Source organism: Variovorax paradoxus NBRC 15149, assembly GCF_001591365.1.
In the GTDB taxonomy this organism is placed as follows: Bacteria; Pseudomonadota; Gammaproteobacteria; order Burkholderiales; family Burkholderiaceae_C; genus Variovorax; species Variovorax paradoxus.
Genome location: NZ_BCUT01000006.1, coordinates 94,433 through 112,501, shown reverse-complemented (window position 1 = coordinate 112,501; position 18,069 = coordinate 94,433). Strand labels below are relative to the sequence as shown.

The 18,069-nt window shown below is 70.7% G+C and carries 4 protein-coding genes (1 of these 4 running past the window's edge); all 4 read right to left on the bottom strand.

Annotation, left to right across the window (positions count from 1 at the left end):
- Tightly spaced (each overlapping or abutting the next), the 4 genes in view from VPA02S_RS24555 to VPA02S_RS24540 form a layout consistent with a single transcriptional unit that may run on beyond the window.
- A protein-coding gene (locus VPA02S_RS24555; protein WP_062366154.1) for a non-ribosomal peptide synthetase crosses the window boundary here: on the bottom strand, nucleotides 1–4,860 show its 5' portion. 3,012 nt of this gene lie to the left of the window's left edge; 4,860 of the gene's 7,872 nt are visible here — the first part of the coding sequence; the start codon lies at nucleotides 4,858–4,860; its stop codon lies off the left edge, out of view.
- Nucleotides 4,860–8,192, bottom strand: coding sequence for a non-ribosomal peptide synthetase (locus VPA02S_RS24550; RefSeq protein WP_062366152.1), 3,333 nt, complete (start codon nucleotides 8,190–8,192; stop codon nucleotides 4,860–4,862). Before VPA02S_RS24550 ends, VPA02S_RS24555 begins: the two co-directional genes overlap by 1 nt.
- Nucleotides 8,189–12,751, bottom strand: a complete 4,563-nt coding sequence (locus tag VPA02S_RS24545; RefSeq protein ID WP_062366150.1) for a type I polyketide synthase — start codon at nucleotides 12,749–12,751, stop codon at nucleotides 8,189–8,191. The genes VPA02S_RS24550 and VPA02S_RS24545 overlap by 4 nt, the downstream gene beginning before the upstream one ends.
- Nucleotides 12,751–18,069: a non-ribosomal peptide synthetase gene (locus VPA02S_RS24540; RefSeq protein WP_062366149.1), complete on the bottom strand. Its 5,319-nt coding sequence runs from the start codon at nucleotides 18,067–18,069 to the stop codon at nucleotides 12,751–12,753. The genes VPA02S_RS24545 and VPA02S_RS24540 overlap by 1 nt, the downstream gene beginning before the upstream one ends.

Below are 18,069 nucleotides of genomic sequence, written 5' to 3'. Positions count from 1 at the left end.
CACCTCGTGCCGCTGCAGCGCCGCGCGCCAGGCCGCCTTGAAGCGTTCGGCATCGAGCCCGTCGATGTCCACGCGCAACTGGTTCAGGTAAGCGCTGCCGCCGGGCGCGAGCAGGCTGTGGAACAGCATGCCGGCCTGCATCGGCGAGAGCGGGTACAGGTCCGCGAGGTTCGCCACCGGCAGTGCCAGCGCGTCGAGCTGCGGCTGGCCGATGGCGGCCAGCGGAAAATCCGCCGGCGTCACCCCTTCGGCACCGCCGGTGCAATGCCGCACCAGCGCTTCGAGTTCCTCGCGGAAGCGCTGCATCCAGCCCTCGACCGCGGCACGGTCGTGGCGTGCGCGGCTGTAGCTTGCGCGCAGCGAAAGCTCGCCGCCGTAGACCTGGCCGTTGATCGAGAACTCGTGCGTGAGCGGCGCGCCGCCATCCACCGGCGCGCCGCTGGGCTCCTGCGCAAGGCTCCATTGCGCCTGCGCATCGGCACCGCTGTTGTCGAACTGGCCGAGGTAGTTGAAGACCACCTGCGCCCTGGGCAGTGCGCGCAGCGCCTCGCGCTGCGCGGCATCGCCCAGGTGCTTGAAGACTCCATGCCCCACGCCCTTGCGCGGAACGCGGCGCAGGTCTTCTTTCACGCGCTTGAGTGCCTCGCCGTGCGCGCCGAGCGGATCGAGCGCCACCGGGAACAGCGTGGTGAACCAGCCGACGGTGCGCGACAGGTCGATGTGCGCGAACAGGTCTTCGCGGCCATGGCCTTCCAGGTCGACCAGCAGCCTGTCGTGCCCGCTCCATGCGCACAGCGCGCGGCCCAGCGCCGTCAGCAACAGGTCGTTGGCCTGTGTGCGGTAGGCCGAGGGCGCATCTTTCAGGAACGCTTCCGTGGTGGCCTTGTCGAGCCGCAACTCGACGCTCTCCTGGTCGGCCGCGGTGTTCGATCCATGCGGACGCGCGCATGGCAGCGCGGCCGGCACATCGGCCAGCGACTGCCAGTGGGCGAGCTCGTCGCCATGGGCCCGGGCATAGCCCTGCAATGCGACAGCCCAGTCCTTGCAGCTGCTGCTCGTGGCAGGCAGCGCGACGGGCTGGTCCGCGAGGCTCTGCCGGTACGCGGCCTGCAGGTCTTCGAGCAGGATGCGCCACGACACGCCATCGACCACCAGATGGTGAACGACCAGCAGCAGCCGCGAGTCGCCGTCCGGCAACTCGATGGCGAGCGCGCGGACCAGCGGGCCGTGCGCAAGATCCAGGCTGCGCTGCACCTCTTCGCACAGCGGCGCCACCTGCGCGGCATCCGCCGCGCGCCGCACCCACACCAGCTCCGCGAACTGGTCTTCGGGCACGCTCCCATAGGTTTGGCGCCACGGCCCGCCAGCGTCCTGCCGGTAGCGCAGGCGCAGGCTGTCGTGCTGCCGCACCAGTGCGCGCAGTGCCTGCCTGAAGGCCGGCAGTTGCAGCGGCTCGCGGTTCTTCAGCAGCACTGCCTGGTTCCAGTGCGCGCGCACCGGCATGTTCATCTCGAAGAATTCATGCTGGAACGGCAGCAGCGGCGCTTCACCCTGCACATCGCCCACCGCCGCAAGCAACGCATCGGCCGGTGCCATGACGGCCGCGAGTTGCGCCACCGTCTGCCGCTCGAAGATCTGCCTGGGCGCGACTTTCCAGCCGGCCAGGCGAAGGCGCGCCACGATCTGCAGGCTCAGGATCGAATCGCCGCCGAGCTCGAAGAAGTTGTCGCCCCGGCCCACGCGCGCGAGACCCAACACATCGGTCCATACCGCCGCAATGGCTTCTTCGGCCGCGCCGCGCGGCGGCTCGAAGGCCTTGCCGTGTTCGGCGGCCGGCTCCGGCAGCGCCTTGCGATCGACCTTGCCGCTCGGGGCGAGCGGCAGCGCATCGACCACCACCAGCGTGCCCGGCACCATGTAGTCGGGCAGCGCGCGGGCGAGCCGCTCCTTCAGCTCGGCGGCATCGGCGAGCTGGCCGGCTTGCGGCGACACATAGCCCACCAGCCGCGCACCGCTCGGCCCTGGCCTTGCGACCACCACCGCTTCGCGCACTTCGGGCTGGGCCAGCAGCTGCGCCTCGATCTCGCCAAGCTCGATGCGAAAGCCCCGGATCTTCACCTGGTGGTCGATGCGCCCCAGGTATTCGAGCTGCCCGTCGTCGCGCCATCGCACCCAGTCGCCGGTGCGGTAGAGACGCCCGCCTCCGGCATCGAAGGGGTCCGCCACGAAGCGCTCGGCCGTGAGCGGCGCGCGATGCAGATAGCCGCGCGCCAAGCCCTCGCCGCCGAGGTACAGCTCGCCGGCCACGTTGCGCGGCACCCGGTTCAGGTCCGCATCGAGCACGTAGGCGCTGCGGTTGCCCACGGGCCGGCCAATGGGCGCATAGCCCTCGGAGAATGCCGCGGTGTTTGCAACCTTCCACAGCATCGGCGTGACGACCGCCTCGGTCGGGCCGTAGCCGTTGATCAGCAGCGCAGGCTTCAGGTGCCGGCGCACGGCGTCGAAGCCTTCGCGCGACATCGCCTCGCCGCCGAAGGAGTACAGGTGCACCGGCGGGCAGCGGCCGGTGTCGCGCGCCCAGTTGGCCAGCTGCCGCAGGTAGGCCGGCGGGAAGCCGGCGTTGGTCACGCCGTGGCGCTGCATGGCGTCGAGCGTCTGCTCGGCGGTCCAGAGCGAGGCATCGCGCAACAGCAGCGAGGCGCCGCAGCACAGCGCGGTGAAGAGGCGCTCGTGCGCCCCGTCGAACGAGAACGACAGGAAGTGCAGCTCGCGCGACTGCCGCCCCATCTCGTAGAGCACCGCGGTCTCGACGCAGTGCGCGGCGAACGGGCCGTGCGAGACCATCACGCCCTTGGGCATGCCGGTCGAGCCCGAGGTGTAGATGATGTAGGCGAGGTTGCCCGCATGCACGGACACATGGGCCGCGTCGTCGGGCTCGCCGGCCAGGTCGGCGGTGTCCAGCTGCAGCACGCGCAGGCCGTCCCGCAGCGGCAGGCCGGCCATCACATGGCTCTGCGTGAGGAGCAGTGCGATGCCGCTGTCCTCCACCATGTAGGCCAGGCGGTCCGCGGGGTACTCCGGATCGAGCGGCACATAGGCGCCGCCGGCCTTCAGGATGCCAAGCAGGCCGACCACGATATCGAACGAGCGCTCCACCGCGATGCCGACGCGCGTCTCGGGTTTCACGCCCATCGCGATCAGCCGGTGCGCCAGGCGATTGGCGCGCCGGTCGAGTTCGCCATAGCTCAGCACCTCGTCGCCGAAGAGCAGCGCGGGCGCATCCGGGTTGGCCTTCGCGTGCCGGGCCATCAGGCGATGCACGGGCTCGGTGCTGCGACCACCGGAGTCGTTCACGCCCCATGCCGCGAGCCGCTCCTTCTCGCCCGCGGTGAGCAGGTCGATGTCTCCCACCGCCTGTTCGGGCCGTTCGGCGAGTGCGCGCAGCACGCCCAGGTAGTGCGCGGCCATGCGGGCGATGCTCTCGGGGCCGAACAGCTCCTGCGCCACATGGAAACTCGCTTGAACGTGGCCTTGCGCGTCTTCGACGGTGCTCAGCGTCAACTCGAACTGGGCCGTCTGCGTGCCGATCTCGTAGTCCTGCAGCGTGAGGCCGGGCAGCTTGGCGAGCGCGGCCTGGTCGCGGCGCTGGTGGTTGAACATCACCTGGAACAGCGGCGCCGTGCCCAGGCTGCGTTCGGGCTGCAGGGCCTCGACCAACTGCTCGAACGGAAGGTCTTGATGAGCCTGCGCGCCGAGTGCCGCCTCGCGGGTTTGCTGCAGTGCCTGACGCAGGCTGGTGCGGCTGCCCAGCACATTGCGCAGCACCTGCGTGTTGACGAAGAAGCCGATGACGCGCTCCGACTCCACCCGGTGGCGGTTGGCCACGGGCACGCCGACGCGGATGTCCTGCTGCGCGGTGTAGCGGTGCAGCAGCACCTGCAGCGCGGTGAGCAGCACCATGAAGAGCGTGCAGCCCTCGGCCTGCGCGCGCCGGTGCAGCGCATCGACGACGGACTGGGGCAGCGCCATCTCGTGGCGGGCGACGCGGTACTTGCCGTCGCCGCGCCGCGCGTGGTCCGTGGGCAGCTGCAGCACCGGGTGCTCGGCGCCCAGCTGGGCCTTCCAGTAGTCGAGCTGGCGCTCCTTCTCGCCCGCTTCGAGCCAGTGGCGCTGCCACAGCGCGTAGTCGGCGTACTGGATCGGCAGGGGCGCGAGCCGCGGCGTTTGCCCGGCGGCGCGCGCGTGGTATTGCGCGGCGAATTCGTCGACCAGGACCTGCATCGACCAGCCGTCCGACACGATGTGATGCATCACGACGACCAGCAGGTGCTCGCCTTCGGCCAGGCGGATGAGCGCCACGCGCAGCAGCGGCCCGGCCGTGAGATCGAACGGTGTTTCGGCAAGGCGAACGGCCGCCTCCCGCGCGCGGGCCTCGCGCACTTCGGCATCGATGCCCGAGAGATCGGTGAACGGAATCTCCAGCGCCATGCGCTCGCGAACCAGTTGCTCGACATGCCCTTCGGCATCGGCCTGGAACACCGTGCGCAGCGACTCATGGCGTTCGAGCAGGGCGTCGAAGCTGGCCTGCAGCGCTTGGCGGTCGAGCAGCCCCCCGAGCTTCAGCCCGCCCGAGATGTGGTAGGCCGAACTGCCGGGCTCCAGCTGCCACAGGAACCATTGGCGCAGCTGCGCATACGAGGCGGGGCACCGCGCCTGCGCCGCCGCATCGCGCGCAAGGATCGGGAACTGCCCGATGGCCAGGCCCTCCGCGCGGATCTTCTGGTAGACCGCGCGGCGCTGCGCCGGATCGAGGCCCGAGAAGCGCTTGCCGATGTGAAGGTGGGTTGCCGTGATTTCCATCAAGCGATCTCCAGACTGTCGATGAAGGAATCAATGTCCGAAAGGGATTGGGCGACGGGCTTTCTGGCCGCCGCCGCGGCAACGAGGCCCGCCATGGCGGCGAGCACCGGGTGCTGGAAGACGTCCTTCACCGAGAGCTCCGCGTGCATCGCGCCCTGCACGCGGGCCACCACCTGCACCGACATCAGCGAATGGCCGCCGAGCTCGAAGAAGTTGTCGTGGCGGCCGACGCGCGCCACGCCGAGCACTTCGGCCCAGATGGCGGCGAGCGCTTCTTCCACCTTGCCCTGCGGTGCTTCGTAGACGCGCGCGCTCGCCAGCCCGGGCGGCGGCAGCGCCTTGCGGTCCACCTTGCCGTTCGGGTTGAGCGGCAAGCTGTCCAGCGCGACGACGAGGGCCGGCACCATGTAGTCCGGCAGCACGCGGCCAAGGCGTTCGCGCAGCTGCGCGGCGTCGACGGCCCGGCCCGCCTGCGGCGAGACATACGCCACGAGCTGCGCGCCAGCCGTTCCCTCGCTGGCAACGACGACCGCCTCGCGCACTTCAGGCTGCGCGAGCAGTTGGGCCTCGATCTCGCCGAGTTCGATACGAAAACCGCGGATCTTCACCTGGTGGTCGATGCGCCCCAGGTAGTCGAGCTGCCCTTCGCTGTTCCATCGCACGAGGTCGCCCGTGCAGTAGAGGCGCGCGCCCTCGGCCATGCCGAAGGGGTCGGCCACGAAGCGCTCGGCGGTGAGCCCCGCGCGCTCCACATAGCCGCGTGCAAGCGCGATGCCGCCCAGGTAGAGCTCGCCCGCCACTCCGGGGGCCGCGAGGTTCAGGTCGGCATCGAGCACGAAGGCCTGCGTGCCGGCAATGGGCCGGCCGATCGGCACCTGACCGCGGCCGTCGCTGCGGCAGGTCCAGTGCGTGACATCGATGGCCGCCTCGGTGGGGCCGTAGAGGTTGTGCAGCGCCGCTTGCGGCAGCCGCTGGAAGACACCCAGCTGCGCCTCGGCGGGCAATGCCTCGCCGCTGCAGACGATCTGCCGCAGGCTGGTGCAGGCCTCGATGCCATCGTGCGCCAGGAAGGCCTGCAGCATCGAGGGCACGAAGTGCAGCGTGCTCACGCCGTGGCGCTGGATCAGATGTGCGAGGCGTGCGGGCTCGCGGTGATCGCCCGGTGCCGCCACGGCCAGCCGCGCACCGGCCATGAGCGGCCAGAAGAATTCCCACACCGACACGTCGAAGCTGAACGGCGTTTTCTGCAGCACGGTGTCCGCGCCATCGATGGGGTAGGCCGCCTGCATCCAGGCCAGCCGGTTGTGCAATGCGGCGTGCCGGTTGGCCGCGCCCTTGGGGCGGCCGGTCGAGCCCGAGGTGTAGATCACGTAGGCGAGGTTTTCGCCGCTGAGTGCGACTGCCGGGTCGGCCTGCGCCATGCCACCGAGGTCCAGCGTGTCGAGCGCGAGCGCCGGGACGCCGGCCGGCAGCGCAAGGCGATCGGCCAGGCTGCTGTGCGTGAGCACGAGGCCGAGCTTGCTGTCTTCGACCATGTAGGCGATGCGCTCGGCCGGATACTCGGGATCCAGCGGCACGTAGGCGCCGCCGGCCTTCAGGACCGCGAGCAGGCCGGCCACCAGTTCCAGGCTGCGCTCCAGCGCAACGCCCACCTTGACCTCGGGGCCCACGCCCTCGGCGATCAACCGGTGCGCGAGCCGGTTGGCGCGGCGGTTGAGTTCGCCGTAGCTGAGCGATGCATCGCCGAAGAGCACCGCGACCGCATCCGGATGCCGGGCCGCCTGCTGTTCGATGAGGCGGTGCACCGGCATGGCGTCGCCGTGGCTGTGCGTGTTGACGCTCCACTGGCCAAGCTGCGCTTTTTCTTCGGGGCCCAGCAGGTCGAGCTCGTTGAGCGTCGATGCGGGCCGCGCGGCCAATGCTTCGAGCACGCGGCCGTAGTGGCCTGCAAGCCGCTCGATGGTCTGCGGCTCGAACAGCTCGGCCGCATAGCGGAAGTCGGCCTGGATGCTGCCGTCCGCGCGCTCGATGGTTTCCAGCGTGAGCTCGAACGGTGCGGCGCGCTGGGCGAGGTCGATCCGGCGCACGCGCAGTCCGGGCCAGCCCTGCAACGGCCGGTCGCCCTGGCCAAGATGGTTGAACATCACCTGGAACAGCGGCGAGCCCGCATGCCCGCGCTCGGGCCGCAGGGCCTGCACCAGCCGCTCGAACGGCAGGTCCTGGTGCGCCTGTCCCTCGAGCGACACATCACGCACCTGCAGCAGCAGGTCGGCCAGGCGCATCTGCCCGTGCATGCGCGCATCGAGCACCACGGTGTTGATGAAGGCGCCGATGACGCCCGAGGTCTCCGGCCGGCCGCGCCCCGCCACCGGCACGCCGACGCGGATCGCCTGCTGCCCGGTGTGGCGGAACAGCAGGGCATGGAACGCAGTGAGCAAGGCCATGAACAGCGTGCCGCCCTGCTCGCGGGATTGGCGCTTCAGCGCCTCGACGAGCGCTGCCGGCACATCCAGCGTGTGCTGCGCCGCGCTGTAGTCCGCGTCGGCGGAGCGCGGCCGGTCGGTGGCGAGCGCGAGCACCGGGTGGCTGTCGCCGAGCCGGCCGCGCCAGTAGGCGAGCTGGCGCTCGCCTTCGCCGTCGTCCAGCCACTTGCGCTGCCAGCGGGCGAAGTCGACATAGCGGATCTCCGGCTGCGGCAGCGATGCCGGCAAGCCTTGAACGCGCATCGCATAAAGCTGCGCCAGCTCGTCGAGCATCAGCTCGACCGACCAGGCATCGGAAACGATGTGATGCATCATCAGGAGCAACTGGTGCTCGCCGTCCGCCATCTTCAACAGCGTGCCGCGCAGCAAGGGGCCTGCCCTCAGGTCGAAGGGTGTGCGGCAGGCGTCCGCCACCACCTCGGCATGGCGCGATTCACGCGCCGCTGCGTCGAGCGCGGCCAGGTCGATGAAGGGAATCCCGATCTCGACCGCCGCCTGGACGCACTGCTCGGGCAACCCACCCTCCCCCGGCCGGAAGACGGTGCGCAGCGCCTCGTGCCGCGCCACGAGCGCCTGCATGGCTTCCCGCAAGGCAGCGATGTCGAGCGGCCCCGAGAAGCCGAGCCCGCCGCCGACGTGATAGGCGGTGTTGCCCGGGTTCAACTGCCACAGGAACCACTGCCCTTGCTGCGCGAAGGACACGGGCGCGGCACCCTCGTCCTGGCCGCGCACGATCGCCGCGCGCGCCGGCGCCGGCGCCGCGTCGCGCTTCAGGCGCTGCTGCAGCAGGCTCAGTTGCGCGGGCGTCAGCCTGGCGCGTCGTTCGGAAAGGTTCGGTATCTCGCTCATGGTGCGCTGTCTTCGGTGGTTTCTGCGGTTTCGGCTTCGCGTTCGATGTCCTCGATCAGGCGCAGCTCGACCAGGGTCGCCAGCTCGGCGATGGTCGGCGCCTTGAAGAATGCGGCGGGATGCAGTTCCACCCCGTAGGCCTTGCGCACGCGGGCCAGCAGGCGGATGGCGAGCAGCGAATCGCCGCCCAGCTCGAACAGGTTGTCGTGCACGCCCACGGGCACGATGCCCAGCGCATCGCTCCAGAAGCCGGCAAGCGCTTCTTCCAGCTCGCCTTCAGGGGCGGCATACGGCGTCTGCAGCACGGGGCGCGAATGGCCGGTGCGCACCTCGGCCGCAGGCGCGTCGTCGAGTGAATCGAACAGGTCGTCGAGCGGCTTGAGGCGCGGCGCCAGCGGCGAGACGGACACGATGGTCTGCGGCAGGTCGGGGCCGTTGGCGATGCGCTCGAAAGCGAGCACGCCGGTGCGTTCGTCCAGGCCCACGCCCTCGGGCAGGTCCATGTCGAGCGCCACGCCAACGTCGCGCCACGCATCCCAGTTGACCGAGAACAGCGGCAGCGGCGAGCTGCGGCGGCTGGCCGTGGCCAGTGCGTCCAGGTAGGCATTGGCGGCGGCGTAGTCGCTGCGGCCGAGGCCGCCGATGAGCACCGAGATCGACGAGCAGAACAGCACGAAGTCCAGCGGCTCGGCACGCAGCGCATCGAGCAGCGCGAGCGTGCCCGCGATCTTGGGCGCGAAGGCCGCTTCGACCAGCGCCGGCGTGCGCTGGGCGATCATGCCGCGGTCGGGGTGCACGACGGCATGCACCACGCCGTGGACCGCACCGAAGCGCGCATGCACGGCGGCGAGGGCCGCGCGCAGTTGCGCGGCATCGTTGACGTCGGCCGCCACCGGCAGCACCTGGGCGCCGTCCGCTTCGAGATCGATCAGCTGCTGCAGCTTGCGCCGCAGCACCACGGGCTGGCCGGCGTCCGCAACGAGGCGCTCCCAATCGCCGCGCCCAGGCAGGAGCGTGCGGCCAAGCAGCACGAGCTTCGCTTTCCAGGTGCGGCTCAGGTAGCGCGCCATCGCCAAGCCGACGCCGCCCATGCCACCGGTGATGAGGTAGACGCCGCCTTCGCGCAGGCGCTGCCTTGCGGCGGGCGCGGGCACATCGGACAGCGGCGCATAGCGCTTCCGCCAGCGATGCGGCCCGCGGTAGGCCACCAGGAATTCGTCCGGTGGCGCTGCCGCCTCGTCGGCCACGCGGCGCGCAAGCTCGGCCTCGGCTGCACTCTCGGGCGCGGGCAGCACCACGTCCACGACGCGGCAGGCGATCGACGGGTACTCCTGGCCCAGGATCTTCGCGAGGCCGAGCAGCGTGGCCTTCTCGGGTGCGAGCGGCTCGGTGCCGGCAACGTCTTCGACGCGATCGGTGACGACGGTGAGTGCGATGGTCTCGCGGCCCGCTGCGCCCGCCGCATCGAGCGCTTGCGCGAGCGCGAGCAGGCTGAAGTAGCCGGCCTCGAAGACCTGCGCGTGCGATGCCGCGGGCCGGTCGCCGTCCAGGCTCCACAGGTGATGCAGGCGCAGCACCGGCCCGGCTTCGGCTTCGACCTCGCGCAGCAGCGCTTCGTGGTCGGAGCGCTCGCCCGCGCGCAGGGCGTACTGGCCCGGCGCGATGCGGGCAAAGCGCGGTCCGCGCAAGGCCAGCACCACCTTTTCGCCGCGCTCGCGCAGGGTGCGCGCGAGCCGGTCGGTGAAGCTGTTCGCATCGCCGAGCACCAGCGTGCAACCTGCGCGCTCGCCCTGCTTTTCAGCGGGCGAAAGTGGCGCGCTGCGTTCCCAGAGGGGCGCGTAGAAGAGGTTCGGCGCCGTGCTTTTCGCAGGCTGCGCGGCCTGGCCCGCCTCGATCCAGAAGCGCTTGCGCTGGAAGGCATAGGTCGGCAGCGGCACGCGGCGCTGGCTTGCGCCTTTCGCGCGGCAGGCCGCCCAGTCGATGTCGACGCCCGCGGTCCACAGTCCCGCCACCGCAACGGCCAGCTGCTGGGCGTTGCGCGCCGTTTGCTGCGGGTGCGCCTGGCTCGCCCAGATGCCCGCGGCCTCGCGGCTTTGCGCATGCTGGCGCGCCAGGCCCGCGAGCGTTTCGCCGGGGCCGACTTCGAGCAGCACGCGGCCCGGCGCGGCGAAGATCTCGCGCAGGCCGTCGGCAAAGCGCACGGTGCCGCGCAGGTGGCGGCCCCAGTACGCAGGGCTGGTTGCCTCTGCTTCGGTGATCGGCTGGCCGGTCGCATTCGACAGGAAGGGAATGCGCGGCGCATGGCGCGGCAGCGAGGCGATCAGCTGCTCCAGCTCGGCCACGATGGGGTCGACCAGGCTCGAATGCGAGGCGATGGCCACATGCAGGCGGCGCGGCAGCTGCTGGCGCGCGCGCAGCGCTTCCTCGGCGCGCTCGATAGCGTCCAACGGGCCGGCCAGCACGCAGAGCTGCTCGCCGTTCACCGCCGCCAGGTCGCAGCCGTCGCCAAGGAATTCGGCCAGCGCCGATTCGGGCAGCGACACCGCCGTCATGGCGCCCGCCGCGAGTGTCTGCATAAGGCGGCCGCGCGCGGCGACGATGCGCAGCGCGTCTTCGAGCGAGAACACGCCCGACAGGCAGGCCGCCACGTATTCGCCGAGGCTGTGGCCAAGCATCAGCGCGGGCCGCACGCCGCAGCTCATCCACCAGCGCGCCATCGCGTACTCGACGGCGAACAGCGCGGGCTGCGCGTATTCCATGCGGAACAGCCGTTCGTTCGCCGCGGCTTCATCGCCGCCGGCCGGGAACACCAGCGCGAGCAGGTCGATGCCGCTGCCGGCCTCCAGCAGTTCGGCGCAGCGGTCGAGCTCTTCGCGGAACACGGCGCTGCCTTGATAGAGCGCCTCGCCCATGCGCGCATGCTGCGTGCCGCCGCCGGGAAACAGGAACACCACCTCGGGCGCGGCGGCGGGTGCGCGCGACGACGGGGTCATCGGCGAAGCCAGCATCTCCGAGGCCATCGCCGGCTGGTTGGCCACCACGGCACTGCGCCAGGCAAAGGAGCGGCGTCCGCTTTGCAGCGTGTGAGCCACGTCACCCAGCGCCAGCTCCGGATGGTCCTGCAGATGCGCTGCGAGTTGCGAGCGGCCCTGCGCCAGCGCGGCTTCGTCCTTTGCCGACACGGGCAGCACCTGCCAGCCGGAAGCAGGCTGTGCCGCGGCAACGGCCGGCGCCTCTTCGAGCACCACGTGCACGTTGGTGCCGCCGATGCCGAACGAGCTCACGCCTGCGCGGCGCGGCGCCTTGCCTTCAGGCCATGCACGCAATTGCGCATTGACGTAGAACGGGCTGGACGCGAAATCGATCTGCGGGTTCGGATTCTCGTAGTGCAGGCTGGGCGGCAGCATGCGGTGCTTGAGCGCCATCGCCGTCTTGATCAGCCCGGCCACGCCGGCCGCGGCATCCAGGTGGCCGATGTTGGTCTTCACCGAGCCCACGGCGCAGAAGCCGCGGCGCGCGGTCTCGGCGCGAAAGGCCTGCGTGAGCGCGGCGAGTTCGATGGGGTCGCCCAGCGTGGTCGCGGTGCCGTGCGCCTCGATGTAGCCGATGGTGTCCGCCGGCACGCCCGCGATGAGCTGGGCCGCGCGGATCACCTCGGCCTGGCCGTCCACGCTGGGCGCCGTGAAGCCGACCTTGGCGGCGCCGTCGTTGTTGGCCGCGCTGCCCTTGATGACCGCATGGATGGTGTCGCCGTCGCGCAGCGCGTCGTCCAGCCGCTTGAGCACCACGATGCCCGCGCCGCTGCCGATGACGGTGCCGGCCGCCTTCGCGTCGAAGGCGCGGCAGTGCCCGTCGGGCGAGAGGATGGCGCCGGCCTGGTAGCGGTAGCCGCCCTCCTGCAGCAGGTTGAGCCACACGCCGCCGGCCAGCGCCATGTCGCAGTCGTGGCTCAACAGCGCCTGGCAGGCCGTGTGGACCGCGGTGAGCGACGTGGAGCAGGCGGTCTGCACCGTCACCGCGGGACCGCGCAGATCGAGCTTGTACGACACGCGGGTGCACAGCGAGCCGCCCGAGTTGCCGCTCATGAGGCCCAGCAGGTCGGCAATGCCGCTCCCCGCGCCAAGGCCGAACGAGGGCAGCAGATTGCGGATGAGGTACACGTTGGCGCCCTCGCCCGCATACACGCCGACCTTGCCCGGCCAACGGGTGGCGTCGCAGCCCGCGTGCTCCAGCGAGGCCCAGGCGCATTCCAGGAAGATGCGCTGCTGCGGGTCGAGGGTTTCGGCCTCGCGCGGCGAGTAGCCGAAGAAGCCGGCATCGAACTTGTCGAAGCCCTCGAACATCACGCCGGCCTTCACGTAGTCGGGATCGTCCAGCAGCGACTGCGGCACGCCTTGCGCGCGCAGCTGCTCGTCGCTGAAGCGGGAGACCGAGGCCACGCCGTCCCGGATGTTGCGCCAGAAGGCGTCCACGTCGCCCGCGCCGGGAAAGCGCCCGGCCATGCCGACGATGGCGATCTCGATGCCGCTCGGCTCGGAGGATTCGAAGGGGTGGGACATCAGTTGACTCTCTCTGCCGCTTTGCGGCGTTGAAGCATGGCGGCGCGCTGGCGCAGCGCCCGGTCGTCGCTCGCCGTGGCCGCGCTGGCCGATGCGGCGGCACGCGCGGGCGCCTGCTCCAGCCACTGGACCAGCGATTGGACGGTGGGGTACTTGAAGAGATTGACCACGGGGATGGTGGTGTGCAGCCGGCCTTCCAGCAGCCGGTGCGCGCGGATCAGCAGCAGCGAGTGGCCGCCAAGGTCGAAGAAGTTGTCGTGCAGGCCGACCTGCGCGACCTGAAGCACCTCGGACCACACCGCGGCCACCGTCTGCGCAACATGGCCCTGCGGCGCCTCGTAGGCCTGGCCGCCGGCAAGGGCCGGCTCGGGCAGTGCCTTGCGGTCCACCTTGCCGTTGGCGTTCAGCGGCAGTGCATCGAGCAGCTCGAAGGCGCGCGGGACCATGTAGTCGGGCAGCACCTGCGCAAGCCGCTCTTTCAGCGCCGCGGTGTCGATGGTCTCGCCCGCATGCGGCGCGAGGTAGCCGACGAGCCGCGCGCCGGCCGGGCCTTCCCTGGCCACCACGACGGCTTCGCGCACGGCGGGCTGCGCAAGCAGTTCCGCCTCGATCTCGCCGAGCTCGATGCGAAAGCCCCGGATCTTCACCTGGTGGTCGATGCGGCCCAGGTACTCCAGTTGTCCTTCGCCGTTCCAGCGCACGAGATCGCCGGTGCGGTAGAGCCGCCCGCCGCCAGCGCTGTCGAACGGGTCGGCCACGAAGCGCTCGGCGCTCAGGCCGGCGCGCTTCAGGTAGCCGCGCGCGAGGCTGATGCCGCCCAGGTATAGCTCGCCCGCCACGCCCTGCGGCACGAGGTTGAGCTCGGCATCCAGCACGTGGGTGCTGGTGTGGCTGATCGGCTTGCCGATGGGCACCTGGCTCCGGCCATCGTTGCGGCAGGCCCAGTGCGTGACGTGGATGGTGGTCTCGGTGGGGCCGTAGAGGTTCTGCAGGCCCGCGCCGTGCAGGCGCTCGAGCGTTTCCTTCTGCGTCTCGGCCGGCATTGCCTCGCCGCCGCAGATGATGTGGCGCAGGCGCGTGCTGGCCTCGATGCCCTTGTGCGCGAGAAAGGCCTGCAGCATCGAGGGCACGAAATTGAGCGTGGTGACCTGGTGGCGCTGGATCAGCTCGACCAGGCGCGCCGGGTCGCGGTGATCGCCGGGGTTGGCCACCACCAGCCGCGCGCCCGAGCTCATCGGCCAGAACAGCTCCCACACCGACACGTCGAAGCCGAACGGCGCCTTGTGCAGCACGGTGTCGGCGTGCGTGAGCTTGTAGATGCCCTGCATCCACGCCATGCAGCTGTGCAGCGCGCTGTGGCGGATGGCCGCGCCCTTGGGCTTGCCGGTCGAGCCCGATGTGTAGATCACGTAGGCGAGGTTCTCGATGTGCAGGCCGACCTGCGGATCGCTCTCGGGCTCGGCGCTGAAATCGGCGGCATCGACTTCGAGCACCATGAGCGCGCGGCGGTCGGGCACGCAATCGGCCAGGCTGCGCTGCGTGAGCAGCAGGCCGATGCCGCTGTCCTGCACCATGTAGGCCAGGCGCTCGGCGGGGTATTCGGGGTCCAGCGGCACATAGGCGCCGCCCGCCTTCAGCACGCCCAGGATGGCGACCACCATCTCGACGGAGCGCTCCATCGCGATGCCCACGAGCACCTCGGGCTTCACGCCCAGCGCCATGAGCCGGTGCGCCACGCGGTTGGCGCGGCGGTTCAGTTCCGCGAAGCCGAGCGACTCGTCGGCAAAGAGCAGCGCGATGGCGTCGGGCTGCATGCGGGCCTGCCGCTCGATCATGCGGTGCACCGGCTCGGGCTGCGGCTCGCGGTGCCTATTCACGCCCCACTGCGCGAGTTGGGCCTGCTCCGGCGCGCCGAGCAACTCGATGTCGCCGATGGGTTGATGAGGACGATCGACCAGCGCCTGCAGGATCGCGACATAGTGGCCGGCCATGCGCGCCATGGTGTCGGGCTCGAACAGCTCGGCCGCGTAAATCAGGGCGAGCGATAGCTGGCCGCCCGGCCGCTCGCGCGCTTCGAGCGTGAGCTCGAACTGCGCCGCGAGATCGGGCAGCACGTGGTCTTGCGCGGCGATGCCGGGCAACTGGCCGAGCGAGCGGTAGTCCTCGAACAGGTGGTTGAACATCACCTGGAACAGCGGCGTGCGGCTCAGGCTGCGCTCGGGCTGCAGCATCTGCACGAGTTGCTCGAAGGGCACATCCTGGTGCGCCTGTGCGCCCAGCACCGCGTCCCGCGCCTGCGCCAGCACGCGCGATGCACCGAGGCGGCCATCGATCGGATTGCGCAGCACCAGCGTGTTGACGAACAGGCCGACCACGCCTTCGGCTTCCACGCGATTGCGGTTGGCAAACGGTGCGCCGATGCGGATGTCTTCCTGGCCCGTGTAGCGGTGCAGCAGCGCCTGGAAGCCGGCCAACAGCACCATGAAGAGCGTGGCGCCACCGCCGTCCGCGGCCTTGCGCAACTGCGCGAGCAGGCTTGCCGGAAGCTCGAAGGCGTGACGCGCAGCGCCGTAGCCGGCTTGCGGCTTGCGCGGGTGGTCGGTGCGCAGGTCGAGCACGGTGTGCATGTCGCCGAGCTGCGTGCGCCACCAGGCCAGCTGCCGCTCGCCCTCGCCCGCCGCCAGCCACTCGCGCTGCCAGAGCGCATGGTCGGCGTACTGGATGCGCGGCGCGGGCAGGCGCACGGTGTCGCCCTTCAGCTGCGCGGCGTAGCCTGCGGCCAGTTCGTCGATCAGCAACTGCATCGAGGCACCGTCGGACACGATGTGATGCATCACCACGGCGAGCACATGCACCTCGTTGGCGGTGCGGATCAGCGCGGCGCGCAGCAGCGGGCCCTGCGTGAGGTCGAAGGGCTCGGCCTTAAGACGCCGCGTGGCTTCGTCCAATCGGGCATCGGCTTCGGCTTCGGCGCCGCGCAGGTCGACCAGCGCCAGCGGCACGGAGCCGCCCGGCCTGATCCATTGCTCCACGCTGCCATCGGCACCGGCGCTGAAGACCGTGCGCAGCGACTCGTGGCGCGCCACCAGATCGTCGAGCGCTGCTTGCAGGGCATCGACCCGCAACGCGCCGGCCAGGCGCAGCGCGCCGCTCACGTGGTAGGCCGCGCTCTCGGGATCGATCTGCCAGAGGAACCACTGGCGCTCCTGCGCGTGCGAGAGCGGCAATGGCAACAGCCGCCGCTCCGCGGAGAGCACGGCGATTGGCGCGGGCTGCGGGCGCACGCCCTGCCGCTGCAGTTCGCGGATGACCGACGCGCAGTCGCGAAGGCGCGGTTGCTCGAAGAGCCTGCGCGCGGGAAAGTCGATCTGCCAGCGCGCGCCGATGCGCGCGGCCGCGTGCGTGGCGGTGAGGGAGCTGCCGCCGCGGTTGAAGAAGTGGGCATCGCGACCGAGCGGGCGGTCGTCGCCGTGTTTGCAGACCTCGCGCCAGATGGCGGCGACGGCCTGTTCGACTTCGTCGAGCGGCGCCTCGGCAACAGCCTCGACCGGGCCTCCGCGCACGAAGGCACCGTGCTGGTAGACGGCATACGCGTCGGCACTGCCGTCGAGCCATCCCGCGCGGCAGGCACTGCGCTGCAGCTTGCCGCTGGTGGTCTTGGGCATGCCGCCGGGGTTGAGCAGCAGCACGGCCGACAAGGTCTCGCCGAACACTTCGCTCACAGCGGCGCCCAGCGCATCGACCAGCACCGCGGCCGGCACCAGCTTCTGCATGCTGCGCGACACCTCGGCGGCCACGCCGATGCCTTCGCCGCCCGGCCCCTGCGTGGCGAAGACCGCGACGCGGCCCTTGCGCACCGCATCGACCTCGGCCTCGATGAGCCGCTCGATGTCCTGCGGGTAGATGTTGTGGCCGCGAACGATGATCAGGTCCTTGATGCGGCCGGTGACGTAGAGCTGGCCTTCGTGCATGAAGCCGAGGTCGCCGGTGCGCAGCCAGCGCTGGCCGTCCCGCTCGACGAAGGTCTCACGGGTTTCGCGCTCCTTGCCCCAGTAGCCGTGGCCGATGCTCGGGCCGCAGGCCCAGATCTCGCCGATCTTTCCGGGGGCCGCGGCCGATAGCGATTCGGCATCGACGATCTCGACGCGATGGCCGGGCGCGACGTCGCCGCAGCCGACCAGCGCCGTGCCCTCGTCCGCAGGCGTTCCCGTGCCGCTGGCGAGGCCGGCGGCGGAAAACGTGGGCGCGACCAGGCCGCCACCCCGGCGGCCGCCGGTGACGAAGAGCGTCGCCTCGGCGAGGCCGTAGCAGGGATAGACGGCTGCCGCATCGAAACCCGCCGATGCGAAGCGCGAGATGAATTCGATTTCGGTGTCGGCGCGCACGGGTTCGGCGCCGGTGTAGGCCACGCGCCAGCTCGACAGGTCGAGCGGGGCCAGCTGCGCATCCTTCACCCGTTCCAGGCACAGGCGGTAGGCAAAGTCGGGGCCGCCGCTGAGCGTCGCGCGATGGCGCGAGATCAGTTCGAGCCAGCGCACCGGGCGCTCCAGGAAGTAGCCCGGAGAGGTGAGCACCAGCGGAATGCCGCTGTAGAGCGGCTGCAGCAATCCGCCGATCAGGCCCATGTCGTGATAGAGCGGCGCCCACGAAACGAAGCTGTCGCCCGGGCCGACACCCATGCTGCGCTGGATCGCCTCCTCGTTGGCCATCAGGTTGCCGTGCGTCACGATCACGCCCTTGGGCGCCGAGGTGGAGCCCGAGGTGTATTGCAGGAAGGCGACGTCGCCGCCAGCCGGCTCGAAGGGCGTCCATGCATCGGCGAGCGAGATGTCCACGCTGTCGACGGCAACGATGTCCGCTTCGCCGAACTGGCGCAGGCCGGCGCTCGTTTCATTCATCGCGCGCGCCATGGCCTCGGAAGTCAGCACGCAACGCGCCTGCGAATCGGCGGCAATGCCGGTCAGCCGTGCAAGGTGCTGCGGGCGCGCCGATTCCGGCGGGAACACCGGCACCGCGATCACGCCCGCGTAGAAGCAGGCCAGCATGCTCACCGCATAGTGGTCGCCGTTGTCCAGCATGACGAGCGCGCGCTCGCCTTTTTTGGCGAACTGCTGCTGCAGCCGGGCCGCGAGCGCGCGCACGCGGCGCTCGAAGGTGCCGTAGCTGATCGGCTCTGCGCGGTCCGTGCCATCCACCGCGCTCACGACGGTGAGCCAGATGTCGTCGCGCCGCGCGTCGGCCAGCGCGCGAAGGTGCGCCACGAAATTCGTTGGGCGCGGCGAGATCGGCGCCTGCTGCGCCTGTGTGTTCTTTTCCAT

Bases quoted from the DNA above. Each gene is read 5' to 3' on its own strand.
- VPA02S_RS24550 (WP_062366152.1), bottom strand. From the start codon at position 8,192: ATGAGCGAGATACCGAACCTTTCCGAACGACGCGCCAGGCTGACGCCC.
- VPA02S_RS24545 (WP_062366150.1), bottom strand. From the start codon at position 12,751: ATGTCCCACCCCTTCGAATCCTCCGAGCCGAGCGGCATCGAGATCGCC.
- VPA02S_RS24540 (WP_062366149.1), bottom strand. From the start codon at position 18,069: ATGGAAAAGAACACACAGGCGCAGCAGGCGCCGATCTCGCCGCGCCCA.